Genomic DNA, 12,398 nt, shown 5'->3' on the forward strand with positions numbered 1-12,398 from the left:
AATGTTGCTCCGGATCCTCGTTTGGGCTGTTCTGGCGTTCCTCATTTCGCCTTTGATTGTCATTGTCCTTTTCAGCTTCCACTCATCGCCGGCGCTGTCATTTCCGTTCGCGGGTTTCAGCCTTCGTTGGTATGCGGAACTATTCAATAATGCGCAACTGGGCTCGGCGGTTATGAAAAGCCTGACCGTTGCGTTTCTCACTTCTGTTGTGACGCTTCTGATCGGTACCACGGCATCGCTCGCATGGTTGCGTCTCGGTAAGGTTGGCCGCGGTTTTATCGAGGCGGTGTCGGTAACGCCGATCGCCCTGCCAGGGTTGTTCGTGGGCGTTTCGCTGCTCGTGCTTTTTGCCCAGGCGGGGCTGCAGCTTTCAACACTTACCATTGTAATCTCGCATGTCGTTATCGCTCTGCCCATTCTCATTGTTGCGATGAAAGCGCGGCTCGCACTTTTCGACCCCTCACTGGAAGAAGCGTCAAGAGACCTCGGCGCAAGCCAGTTTCAGACTTTCCGGCGTGTTACACTTCCATTGATCGCTCCAACGCTCATTTCTTCCGCAATTCTGGCATTCGCCGTTTCCTTCGACGAGTTCGTGGTGACGTCCTTTGTTGCCGGAACGGAGACGACCCTTCCGATGTATATCTGGTCAATGATGCGCCGCACCGTTACCCCGCTGATCAATGCGATCTCAACGCTCGCCCTGCTTTTCTCAATTCTCATCCTACTCGGCGCATGGTTGATCAGCCACGTTCGCAGGCGATCCGCCGTTGCCGCGCGCATCGAATCTTAAGGAGACTGATGATGGCTGCCATCGCCCCAATCATTGAAATTCGCAATGGTACGAAAATGTTCGGCAGCTTCACCGCTCTGGCCGATATAAATCTGTCGATCAACCAGGGGGAGATACTGACGCTTCTCGGTCCGAGCGGATGCGGCAAGACAACGCTGATGCGCTTGATCGCCGGTTTTGAAAACCTCACATCGGGGACAATCCAGATCGGCGGCGTTGATATCGCCAACATTCCGCCGGAGCGGCGGCCCGTCAATATGGTTTTCCAGCGCTATGCGCTCTTCCCTCATCTTGATGTGTTCGAGAATGTCGCATTCGGGTTGAAGGTCAAGGGCATGCCGAAAGAAGAAAGAACCGAACGGGTCAACCGCATGCTCCATATTGTCCAGCTTGAAAGTTTCGCCAACCGTTACATCGATCAGCTCAGCGGCGGCCAATGCCAACGCGTGGCCTTGGCTCGTGCCCTCGTCAATGGCCCAAAGGTCCTCCTTCTCGACGAACCCCTTGCCGCGCTCGATCTCAAGATACGACAGCATATGCTGGCGGAGATGAAGAGGATTCACATCGAGACAGGAGCAACTTTCGTCTATGTGACGCACGATCAGGACGAGGCGCTAATCCTGTCCGACCGCGTTGTGTTGATGGAGAAGGGGCGTGTTGTCCAGGTTGACCGCCCGACCGAAATGTACGCGAAGCCGAAATCGCTTTTCGCTGCCAAGTTCCTTGGCGAGACCAATATTTTTGAGACCACAATCACGGCTGTCAACGGCATCGGAACCACGGCCAGAACCTCCTCGGGCATTCAATTTCACAGTTCAGAAACACTGACAAAAAAACCATCTGAGAAGATCGCCGTTTCCATAAGGCCGGAGTCGCTCACCTTTCAGCATAAGAATCCTGATGCCCAGTCGGCCGAATGCGTGGTCGACGACATTGTCTTCATGGGGAGCCGGTCGTTCTATACCGTGCGACTGAACGATCAAAGCAAGGTCCGCGTGCAGGTCCAGCGCGACGGCAGGTTATCCGTTCCGTCCCCTGGAGACAAGGCGACCATCTTTTGGGATGCGTCCAATGTCGTGATGCTGCCGCGCGACTGAAGCGGGTGAGCCTACCCTTTGTTATTGGCGCAATCTGACGCACTAAGCGAATATTTTCGCGCCGAGTTTCCAATCAATGCGAAATTGTACCTTGGCAAAAAAGGCTCACAATTCCTTCCATACCAATCAACAAAGGGGAACCGATATGAGGAAAATTTGGTCGACTGAAGACATTCTTCAACTTCATTTGAGCCGCCGCGTATTTCTTGGCGGCGCGACAGCGCTCGCAGGTGGGGTGGCATTGGGGCCCTTTTTGCCGGGATCCGCACATGCTGCCGGTGGTGATCTCCAGATCATGGCCTGGGAGGGCTGGGAGTTGAGCGATGAACTCGCTGACTGGCGCACCAAGAACGGCGTCAATGTCGAGGTGAGTGCCATAGGCAACCAAGATGATGTAACCAGCAAGTTCAGTTCTGGCAATCCTCCGCCATTCGATGCGGCGGAGTATAATCAAGGATATTCCGACCTCTACATCGATGTGCTGAAAATAACCAAGCCGCTGGATAAGGCTAAGATTCCAAACTACAGCAAAGAAAATCTGTTCGACGTATTTTATGATAAGCCGACTTGGTATCGGGACGGAAAGCTGCACGGAGTGCCTTATGCTTGGGGGCTGAATGCCTTGGTATACGCTCCGGACAAAGTGGAAAAACCTGCGTCTTATACCGATTTGCTCAAGCCAGAATTCAAAGGAAAGATTGCGATTGTCGATGACACGCTTGCCACGTGGCCCCTGGCGGCGACCCTCGCAGGGTTCGGGAGCAAGTTCCCTCACCTCACGAAGGACGAAATGGCAAGCACGTTCGAGAATCTTGTCAAATACCGAGATCAGGCCCGCGTCATCAGCTTGACCTATGGCGATGCCGTATCGCTGATGGTGTCCGGAGAAGTAGTGGCAGTGTTGATAGGCTGGACCGGCATTCCCGTGGAAACCGCCAAACAAGGTCTGAAAACGGAATACACGATACCAAAAGAAGGTGCCACGACCTGGTGTGACGCCTGGTTCATGCCCCCTTCCGTTGACAATGAAGAGACCTCTTACAAGTTCATAAACGAGGCAATTTCACCCGAGATCCAGGCAAAGGTCGTGACCCGGAACGCAGCTGGCGTTGTGTCGTCGAAAGCAGTGGAATTGCTCCCACCTGAGACAAAGGCGCTGTTTGATTATTCAGACGTGAATGGCATCTTCAAAGCGGCACCTCTACTTGGGATTCCACCGCTAAAGTCAGCCGAACATGCGACATATGCAGACTGGGTTGCGGCTTGGAACGAATTCAAGGCCGGATAGGGATTTAGGCCGGGCGACATCCTCCCTTCGCCCGACCGAAGGCGGCAAGCTTCAGGCGAGCTTGCCGCCTTCGGTTTGTCGAGGATGAAATCAAACCAGGACATACTGATGCCAGATTACATTATCGTAGGGGGCGGGTCTGCCGGTTGCGTTATTGCGTCCCGGCTTTCTGCAGATTCTGGCTACTCCGTTCTCCTGCTTGAGGAAGGACCTGAAGACCGCGACATCGCCATTCATCTGCCTGTCATGGTCTACAAGACCGCGACCGGAAACTTGCTGCAGCGCTTCGAACAGGAACCGGGCGTGGATAGTCTCAAGGCCACGGCGCCAACCATGGTCCAAGCGCGCGTGCTCGGCGGCGGCAGTTCGGTCAATGCGATGCTGTATATTCGAGGCGTGCCGTCCGATTACGACCGGTGGAGCGAGCAAGGGGCCGAGGGTTGGTCATATAAAGACGTGCTACCTTACTTTTTGCGCTCTGAAGACAATGACACTTTGTTCGGTGAGGCACATGCCATTGGCGGGCCGCTGTCCGTCTCCAATCCGGAATATGTCAGCCCGCTGACGAAAGTCTGGCTGCAAGCATGCCAGCAGGCGGAAATCCCTCTCGTTACCGATTTCAACGCCGGCCAGCAAGCAGGATCCGGGCTCTATCAGCTGACGCTAAGGAATGGACGAAGGGCCAGCGCTGCCGTCTGCTTCCTGAAACCAGCCCGCAAGCGCGGCAATCTTGAAGTATCAACAAACTGCCGTGTTACCCGCATCGTCGTTGAGAACAACAGGGCCGTCGGTGTGGAATACATCAAGGATGGACGGAGAGCGACAATTCGTGCCGAGCGCGAAGTCATCCTTTGCGCAGGAGCTATCAATTCGCCCCGCCTGCTTATGTTGTCCGGCATAGGTCCGGCTGCTCATCTCCAGAAGGTCGGCGTACCGGTCATCCACGATCTGCCCGGCGTTGGTCAAAATCTTCAGGATCATATGGATGTGTACTTGGTGTATGAACTGACCGGTCGCCATGGCTATGACAAATACAAGAAATTGCGTTGGAAAGCCTGGGCCGGACTCCAGTATGCACTTTTCCGCAAGGGGCCTGTGTGTTCCAACGTGATTGAAGGCGGTGCATTCTGCCGCGTCAACCGCGATGATCCCCTGCCCGATATGCAGTTCGCCTTTCTGGCCGGATCGGGCGTTGAGGAGGGTGTCGAGCCCATAGACAGCGGTAACGGTTGTACCCTGAACGCTTGCCAGACGCGGCCCCGTTCTCGAGGTTGGTTGGGCCTGCGATCGTCGGACCCCTTCGATCCGCCCCGGATCGTTCCCAACTACCTGTCAGACCCTTATGATCTTGACACGATGGCAAAAGGCGTGAGGCTCGGACAACACATCATGAGCCGACCGGCGTTAAGTTCTTACATTCGGCGCGAGCATTTGCCCGGACGTGTCCTGAAAACCGATGATGACTATCGCCAATACGTCAAGGAGCAAGCGCAAGGGGCATTGCACCCCACGGGCACTTGCAGGATCGGTTCTGACACGATGGCTGTGGTTGACGCAAAGTTGCGCGTGCATGGCATTTCCGGGCTGCGGGTTGCCGACGCCTCTGTAATGCCGAACCTACCATCTGGAAATACCAATGCGCCCTCGATCATGATTGGAGAGCGGGCGGCGGAATTCATCCGTTTTGGGCGCAATGACCGCTAAACTTGCAGAGTGAAGCCGCTCCCAATGCGGCTGTGATAGCTGTTCGCGAAAGCCGGGCCTACACGAAAACCCGTTAGGTACACGCTTGAGCCAACCAAGGCATCGGGCTAATGCGCGAACGGCTGCGACACGGGATCCGTTTGCTGCTCCGAGACGCTCGGGGCAAGTGACGCTGTTAGACGCTCAAAGAGCATAATAACGCGCCTACTTTTGCATCAGCGCGAAATTGAACCGGAAGGATTTAAGTGGTCGTATGTGTGACAAATCCAGGAGCGTAGACTAAATATGCCAACAGCAGCTAACATAACGCGCGACTTGAATTTCGCCGATGAGTTTATAATGGCCCAGCTTGTGGAAAATCCTAGCGGGTTTCAAGTTGATGATGCCATTGTTGTCAACCTATCGCCACGACCAATGTATGTTGGCGGAAGCGGAACTGTCACGTCGATCGTTCCTGCCTGGCGCTCAACCACATTAAGGGGCGCTTCGATTCTTGATGCAGAACGAGCCGCGATCTTGAAAATGAAGAAACTGACCAATCTTGGCGGATGCATGTTCCGTGGTTGGGATTGGTTCGGTAACAGGATACGGAGCTTTCCGCGGGATACGCCACTTTATATCTCGCCGCAGGACACGATTGGCCATGTTATTACTGATCCTTACCTGTTTACCAATGAACGGCATTCTATCGAGCGGGAACAACGATTCGAACTTAAGCTCAACTTGTGGTGGGCACCGGGCACAACCGATTGCTTCGTTCACAACGAGCACCCTTTTCTTGAAGTGCACACCCAAATTCATGGTGTCGGCCGCATGCAAAAGTTTTGGCAGCGTAGGGAAGAAACGCTCTATGAAGATATCGTCATGAGCCCCGGTTACACGCACGAACCATTTTGTCGGGTGGCCGGGAGCAATGAGTGGGAATACCCGTGGCACCGCTATTATGCTGATACTGATGCCGTTTGGCTTGCCATCGAGTTGCATCCGCAGCGCTAGATCCGGCGGACCATCATGTTGGGCTAAAACCCGGGAAATGCGAGGAGGTCCGTCCAATCCTGTTTCCCAGATTCGAAACTGGGTCTCGGCAAAAGCGATGTCAGCGGTCTACAGCTCGACCGTTTTCGGGTGGAACTGCCAGGCAAACATCTCTACCACTTGCGACGTTGACCGCTCTGCCTGATGCAATCGCTGCGGCGACAGCTTCAGCTGCCATGATAGCTGCTAATCCATCCCAGCCCGTTGCGAGCGGACGCGAATTCGATCCAATCGCTCCGAGAAAGCTCTGGATCATTTCGGCGTCGGGATCAAGGATTTCTGACGGGATGGTCTTGACCTCGCCTGTCGTGACACAAGTGAGACTGCCGCTGGGGTGCTGGTTCAGAGTGCCCCTGGCATGCAGATAGCCTAGTGAACCCAGAACGAATACTTGGCTTTGTACGAACGGAGAGGCGAAACTTTCATGCACCTGCAGGAAGGCCCCTCCACTCATCACGATGGAGTACATTGCTTGATCCTGCAACAAGCTGGCGCTGCCGGCGCAAGCCGAGCCGACGCCTACGACCGTCAGTGGCTCCTGCTTGAGTAAGAACCGGGCCAGGTCAATGTCCTGAACGGCAAGGTCGGAGATTGCTCGGCCGTGCGCCGTGTCAAGGCGAAAATTGTCGGGCAATGCATTTACGTGGACTATCAGGATTGAACGAACGTCGCCGATGACTCCTTGTGCGATCATCTCCTGCATGCGGCGATGCAGCCGAGAGGCTCTCAGAAAATGGTTTACTCCAAATGTCACGCCGTGCCGCTCACAAGTCCGTATCATCTCAAGCACCTCCCTGGTGCGGGCCAATAGCCTTTCACACAGCACGTGCTTGCCGGATTTTGCAGCTACGAGAGCAGTTTTGATATGGTCGGAATCATGGGAAGCGATATACACAGCGCTTACCTTTGGGTCTGAAAGCGCTTCGGGCAACTTTGCGGTGGCCCCAAGAATGCGGTTTGAATCAGCGAAGTGCCTCGCGTGCTTCTCAGTTCCGCTCACCACCCATGCGGTCTCACCCCCGGAACTGCGTACGGCTTCCACAATCTTTCTGCGTAAATCGCTTTTTCCGCCAACTATCACCCAGTTGTGAGGACCGGTCGACCGAGGGTCGGCGATTTTCATGACGTGTCTATTTCCCTACCACCTGGTTCAAGCTGGCTTTCCCCGCAATCTGCTGCGAGAGGTCAGACATTTTGACAACAAGCCACATAAGAGCCCGTGAAAATTGGCAAACCATCTGGCCCTCGCGTGCCATAGTTTGGAAGGTGCAAAGCGCGTAAATGCACTTGCGTCTTTATTCTACCGCGCCGCCATAGGGCACGTTGCGGCGCCCGTAGCGCCGTACCCTTATATTTGCTTGTTCAGCGTGGCCGGCAAATCCTTCCATGATGCTTAATCGCGAACAATATTCTCCTATCAGGACCGAGGCCTCATCAGTCACAATCTTCTGGTAGGTGCATGTTTTGATGAATTTGCCGACCCAGAGTCCGCCGGTATAACGAGCTGCCCGCTTCGTCGGAAGCGTATGATTGGTGCCGATCACTTTGTCGCCATAAGCGACTGTTGTCCTCTGACCCAGAAAGAGAGCCCCATAATTTTTCATTCTGTCGAGAAAGTATTGGGGATCCCGTGTCATGACCTGTACATGTTCAGAGGCGATACGGTCGGCAACTTCGACCATCTCCTCCAGAGTGTCGCAAACAATTATCTCACCGCAGTCCTCCCAGGCCTTCCGGGCGATTTCTCTCGTGGGAAGAATTTCAAGTAGCCTGTCGATTTCGCGCAATGTATCACGTGCCAGTTTCTCTGAATTGGTGATGAGAACAGCTGGAGAGTTGACGCCATGTTCCGCTTGCCCCAGCAAATCGGTTGCGCAGATCTCGCCATCTACGGTTTCGTCGGCGATCACGAGCGTCTCGGTGGGGCCTGCAAACAGATCGATACCCACACGGCCGAAGAGCAGTCTCTTGGCTTCCGCGACGTAGGCATTGCCCGGACCTGCCAGCATATCTACCGCATCGATGGTTTCCGTGCCCAACGCCATTGCAGCAATTGCCTGCACACCGCCCAGACAGTAGATTTCGTCAGCACCTGCCAAATGCTGAGCGGCGACTATAAGCGGCGCAATTTCCCCGTTGAAGGGTGGTGCACAGGTGATAACCCGTTCACAACCGGCAACCTTAGCGGTCAACACAGACATGTGGGCTGAGGCCAAGAGAGGATATTTCCCGCCTGGCACATAACATCCAACGTTAGCGATCGGCACATTCTTGTGGCCCAGAACAACCCCCGGGAGGGTTTCGACCTCTATATCCCGTAAGGCATTTTTCTGTGCTTGGGCGAAATTCCGGACCTGGTCTTGCGCAAAATCTATATCTGCTCGCTGTTGGCGTGTGAGATTGTCGACGCAGTTTTTGATCTCCGCGTCGGTCAAACGGTAGGATCGGCGGTCCAGCCCGTCAAATCTGACTGACAGCGCATGCACAGCTTCATCGCCTCCCTTTTCGACTTGCGTCAACAGGCTCTCAACGGCTTTCGTTAGGAGCGCATCCTGAGATATATCGGACGCCGGCAAGGCTGATTTTAGCTGTCTAATCATCTCAAAAAACCTCTGTGACGCCGCGCAAATCCCGCAGCGCCGATAACCATCCGGCGCTTAGTTGCTTTGCAGCGGACTGGCAGGCGGCGCTTGGTCCGCCTCATCGCTTACATATGTTGTTCTAGTTCACGGCCTTCGGCGTAGGCCGCCTGCTCTTTTTCGTAATATTCCGGCGACGGGAAATCCCACCAGCCAGTCACAAACGGGCCTGCCGCGTCGCGTGAGGTCGTCACTTCGACGAGAGCTGGGGCGCCACAATCGAGCGCCGCTTTGAGCGTGGATTCAAGTTGTTCGGAGGCTTCGACCTTCCACGACTGCATGCCGAAATTCTTGGCAACTTCGGAAATATTGGCAGTGTATGGCTCACCATTGCCCTTGTGGTAGTTGAACTCACTGGCAACGTGCCTGCCCATAAACTTCCGCTGCCCTCCGCGAATGGACATGTATCCGCGATTGTTCTGTACGAGAAACACCGCAGGGATGTCGTTCATGACCGCTGTGCCCATTTCCGGCAGTGACATCATGAAATCTCCGTCTCCGACGACCGCAACCACCTGCCGGTCGGGCATGGCAAGCTTTGCGCCCAACGCGGCCGGTATGGCCCAGCCCATCGGCGAGAAGGAACCCGATGTGATATGCGTCCGCGGCTCATAAACTGGAAATGTCTGCTTTACTGCGCCCTGCGTGTTGCCAGATCCGGCAATAATGATGCCATCGCGGTCCATGACCTTGCGTAACGCGCCCAAGGGTCGCTGGGATGTGAACGGCGCTTCATGGGAGTCCCGGCGCGGTGCGAGCATTTGTTCCCACTCGGCCTTGGCGCACTGCACGTCCGACAGGAACCTTTCGCGGCTGTTCAGGGCCTTGCCAGCTTGCTGATCTGAAATCATGGCCAGGATAGCTTCAAGAGTGGCCCGCGCGTCGGCAACGATGCCAACCTCCGTGGCGTAATTCTTGCCGATCTCATGGTGGTCTAGGTCGATATGGATAAGCTTCCCAGGCGGGATCGAGATGCTGGCCCCCTTGCGATAGCTGGACGCCGACCAGTCAGTAAAGCGGCAGCCAACGGACATGACGACATCGGCGCTGGCGGTGATTTTATTGCCGCAGGAGGTGCCCGTCTGACCGATTGCGCCGATCGACAGCATGTGATCTTCGGAGATTGCGCCTTTGCCGTTCCAGGTTGTGGAAACTGCCGCTCCGATCTTCTCGGCCAGCGCGGTCAAGGCCTGTGAGGCGTTCGCGCTGATGGCGCCGCCGCCCGCGAGGATCACAGGACGTTGCGCCGAGAGCAGCAATGCAACAGCCTTCTCAACAGCAATGGGGTCGGGATAGGCGACGCCGACGGCCATGCGGTGCTGCAGGGGATGGATAACGACGTCTGCAGCTTCCGTCTGTATATCCATCGGCACTTCGACATGGACTGGTCCGGGGCGACCGGAAAGCATTGTATTGAACGCGCGGTGCATGATGAACGGCAGCTCATCGACACGGCCGGCCTTGTAAGCACGTTTGGTCACCTGCTCGGTAATCCGGGGGAAAGCGTTTTCCTGCTGGCGCTCAAGTTCTTGCATGACGCCGTGACCCTTCATATGAGTCGCCGGACCGCCGGACACGTAAAATGTTGGAATTGAATCCGTATAACAGGTCGCCAGCCCAATGATGGTATTGGTGGCTCCCGGTCCAATCGAGGTCGAGCAGGCCATTGGCTTTCCGCTCGCCCTGAAATAGCCGTCGGCCATGTGGACGGCACTTTGTTCATGCATCACCTGGATAAACGGTATCTCCGATCCTTCCGCAAGAAAGGCGTCGAACAGCGACCAAATTCCGTGACCTGGCACACCTGCAACATATTCGATACCGTATTCTTTCAGCGCCTTCGCGACGATCTGACCACCGGTCAATCTCATGGCAGTTCCCCTTTGCTGGACTCCCCGCATTCTGCAAGGAAGTTTTCCACTGTTTGACTGGACGGATAGTCGGTCAAAACCACGTGTGTCACAACTTCGCATCACATTGATTATTGAAGCGAATTGATGCATTTATTGAAGCTTATTGCTTCATTTTGAGGGAAGTAACATGGACTATAACGAGGGCAGGGCTGCCGACTTCGCAGCAAATCTGAGATTTCTGTGCGAACAGCGTGGCTCGATCACCACGGTCTGCAAAAAGATAGGCCTCAACAGGCAACAGTTTAACAAATATCTTTCCGGCCTGCATTTGCCCTCGCCGCAAAATATGCGTCTTATCGCGAATTTCTTTGGCCTGAGTGTCGCAATAATGTTTTCCGACCCGGTCGAGTTCCAGACGTTAGTGGAAGGAAATTTCTTTAACATTGTAGACAGCCTGCGCAAGTCGCCCGAGCTTCAGAAATTTATGGATGCAGCGATAATAGGAGCGAAATCCGATGATACCGACGTCGTTGGCATCTATGATCGTTATCAATATTCGTCGATTTATAAGGGGTCGATACTAAGATCGTCTTTCTGCATCTACAAGAACAATGACTTCTACCAGCATTATTACATTGAGCGGTTCCCGAGCTATGACTCGCCGAATAAGATCGACTATGTCTTCAAGTACCACGGATTCGTATTTTCAATTGCTGGGCGTGTTTTCACTGTCGACTTCGAAGGCGTGCAGAAGAACGAGATGACGTTCGGGGTATTTGCGCCAGTCCAAAGAAGTGCCAAAAAATTCATGTTCGGTATTGCCAGTGGTATTTCGGCGACCATGTTCCGGCAGCCATTCTCAACCAAAGTAGCCCTGCACTATCGAGGTCCGGGATTAATTGGAAGAGGCGAACTGGCCAAATTGACGGTCCTAAGTCCGCAGGATACGTCCATCCCGAGGGAGGCTTTGCAATTTTTGGGCAATGGTACCGATATGATACAAATCTCCTAGGACTAAGAACTGCTCCCACGCAGATGTGCCGGCGTTTTTCTTACAATGGCTCACAAGCTATCATTACGTCCAAGAAGTAAACTTTGTCATGCAGTTTGAATTCCCGGTGGAATCATCTTCGTTTCCCTCGTGAAGGCACCGCCAGGAACGGCATTGGACGAAATGTCAGGGTCGTTGCCAGTCGTTGGCAACCTCAAATCCCAAAATGCGGTGTCGTGACAATCTCAAATGCTCTTGCATTGCCGCGTAAGCGGCATGAGCGTCGTGGGAAATGATCGCATCGACGATGGCCTGATGCTCGCGCCGGACGATGCTCACGCGCGAGCCTTCATCCGAGGAGCGGAATTCACCGCTTAGTCGCATGCCGAGGATAATCTGCGAATGAAGCATCTCGAGCGTCGATGCAAACATCTCGTTTCCAGTTGCCTTGGCAATCGCCAAGTGGAATCTGAGATCAAGATCGCCGAACGCCTCGTCATCGGTTGTGTCGGTAAAAGCCTCGTGGGCCGCACGAACCGCGGCGACCTGATCGGCACTCGCGCGGCGAGCCGCAATGGCGGTTGCGTCGCATTCCACCGATTGTCGGAATTCAAAGGTGTGGATGAGGTCCGCAATATTTTCGATCGGCTTGTAACTGCCGACCGAGCCTTGAACGCCATTGCTGGCCAGAACAATGCTCCCAGAGCCGCGACGGGAGTCGATCATCCCTTCGGAACGCAGACGAAAAAGCGCTTCGCGCACGACAGGCCGCGAGACGCTATAGATTGCGGCAAGTTCGACTTCGGTCGGAATCCGGGTTCCTTCGGGCCATTCACCCGCAGCTATCTGACCGCTAAGGCTCTCGTAAACTTTGTCGGACAGCTTCACCCGTTCTTCCGACCGTGTCCTCAAGTCTGTCAATCGTGCAACTCCGCTTGTCTGACAATAACGACCTCTTCTATCATTGTCTGCGCTTGCGGGTCTATTCGTTTTCCCGGTCC

At 54.6% G+C, this 12,398-nt stretch carries 10 protein-coding genes; 6 read left to right on the forward strand and 4 right to left on the reverse strand.

Annotated elements, in window-relative coordinates; translation table 11 throughout:
• Nucleotide 1 precedes the first annotated feature (1 nt).
• The 5 genes from CU100_RS17200 (at nucleotide 2) to CU100_RS17220 (ending at nucleotide 5,875) form a co-directional block, all read left to right on the forward strand.
• Nucleotides 2-790: an ABC transporter permease gene (locus CU100_RS17200; protein ID WP_106717787.1), complete on the forward strand. Its 789-nt coding sequence runs from the start codon at nucleotides 2-4 to the stop codon at nucleotides 788-790.
• 11 nt (nucleotides 791-801) lie between these two features.
• Nucleotides 802-1,887: an ABC transporter ATP-binding protein gene (locus CU100_RS17205; protein WP_106717788.1), complete on the forward strand. Its 1,086-nt coding sequence runs from the start codon at nucleotides 802-804 to the stop codon at nucleotides 1,885-1,887.
• Between the two features lie 91 nt (nucleotides 1,888-1,978).
• A complete protein-coding gene (locus tag CU100_RS17210; protein WP_170113873.1) occupies nucleotides 1,979-3,175 on the forward strand; it encodes an ABC transporter substrate-binding protein in 1,197 nt (398 codons plus the stop codon).
• 108 nt (nucleotides 3,176-3,283) lie between these two features.
• Entirely contained in the window at nucleotides 3,284-4,879 is a 1,596-nt protein-coding gene (locus CU100_RS17215) for a GMC family oxidoreductase (protein WP_106718029.1), read from the forward strand.
• 285 nt (nucleotides 4,880-5,164) lie between these two features.
• Nucleotides 5,165-5,875: a hypothetical protein gene (locus CU100_RS17220; RefSeq protein WP_106717790.1), complete on the forward strand. Its 711-nt coding sequence runs from the start codon at nucleotides 5,165-5,167 to the stop codon at nucleotides 5,873-5,875.
• Between the two features lie 100 nt (nucleotides 5,876-5,975).
• Here the strand turns inward: CU100_RS17220 and CU100_RS17225 are convergent, their stop codons facing one another.
• The 3 genes from CU100_RS17225 to CU100_RS17235 all read right to left on the reverse strand — a co-directional run bounded on the left by CU100_RS17225 (nucleotide 5,976) and on the right by CU100_RS17235 (nucleotide 10,424).
• On the reverse strand, nucleotides 5,976-7,037 hold the full coding sequence (locus tag CU100_RS17225; protein WP_106717791.1) for a Gfo/Idh/MocA family protein: 1,062 nt from the start codon (nucleotides 7,035-7,037) through the stop codon (nucleotides 5,976-5,978).
• A gap of 172 nt (nucleotides 7,038-7,209) precedes the next feature.
• Entirely contained in the window at nucleotides 7,210-8,514 is a 1,305-nt protein-coding gene (gene hisD, locus CU100_RS17230; RefSeq protein ID WP_106717792.1) for a histidinol dehydrogenase, read from the reverse strand.
• Between the two features lie 107 nt (nucleotides 8,515-8,621).
• Nucleotides 8,622-10,424: a thiamine pyrophosphate-binding protein gene (locus CU100_RS17235; RefSeq protein WP_106717793.1), complete on the reverse strand. Its 1,803-nt coding sequence runs from the start codon at nucleotides 10,422-10,424 to the stop codon at nucleotides 8,622-8,624.
• Between the two features lie 169 nt (nucleotides 10,425-10,593).
• Between CU100_RS17235 and CU100_RS17240 the strand changes: the two genes are divergently transcribed.
• Nucleotides 10,594-11,418, forward strand: a complete 825-nt coding sequence (locus tag CU100_RS17240) for a helix-turn-helix domain-containing protein (RefSeq protein WP_106717794.1) — start codon at nucleotides 10,594-10,596, stop codon at nucleotides 11,416-11,418.
• A 165-nt stretch (nucleotides 11,419-11,583) separates the two neighbouring features.
• Here the strand turns inward: CU100_RS17240 and CU100_RS17245 are convergent, their stop codons facing one another.
• On the reverse strand, nucleotides 11,584-12,318 hold the full coding sequence (locus CU100_RS17245; RefSeq protein WP_170113874.1) for a FadR/GntR family transcriptional regulator: 735 nt from the start codon (nucleotides 12,316-12,318) through the stop codon (nucleotides 11,584-11,586).
• Between the last annotated feature and the right edge of the window lie 80 nt (nucleotides 12,319-12,398).

The sequence above is a fragment of the Phyllobacterium endophyticum genome (assembly GCF_003010935.1).
GTDB lineage: Bacteria > Pseudomonadota > Alphaproteobacteria > Rhizobiales > Rhizobiaceae > Phyllobacterium > Phyllobacterium endophyticum.

Coding starts and splice junctions, on each gene's coding strand:
- CU100_RS17200 (WP_106717787.1), top strand. CDS start 2: ATGTTGCTCCGGATCCTCGTTTGGGCTGTTCTGGCGTTCCTCATTTCG.
- CU100_RS17205 (WP_106717788.1), top strand. CDS start 802: ATGGCTGCCATCGCCCCAATCATTGAAATTCGCAATGGTACGAAAATG.
- CU100_RS17215 (WP_106718029.1), top strand. CDS start 3,284: ATGCCAGATTACATTATCGTAGGGGGCGGGTCTGCCGGTTGCGTTATT.
- CU100_RS17220 (WP_106717790.1), top strand. CDS start 5,165: ATGCCAACAGCAGCTAACATAACGCGCGACTTGAATTTCGCCGATGAG.
- CU100_RS17225 (WP_106717791.1), bottom strand. CDS start 7,037: ATGAAAATCGCCGACCCTCGGTCGACCGGTCCTCACAACTGGGTGATA.
- hisD (WP_106717792.1), bottom strand. CDS start 8,514: ATGATTAGACAGCTAAAATCAGCCTTGCCGGCGTCCGATATATCTCAG.
- CU100_RS17235 (WP_106717793.1), bottom strand. CDS start 10,424: ATGAGATTGACCGGTGGTCAGATCGTCGCGAAGGCGCTGAAAGAATAC.
- CU100_RS17240 (WP_106717794.1), top strand. CDS start 10,594: ATGGACTATAACGAGGGCAGGGCTGCCGACTTCGCAGCAAATCTGAGA.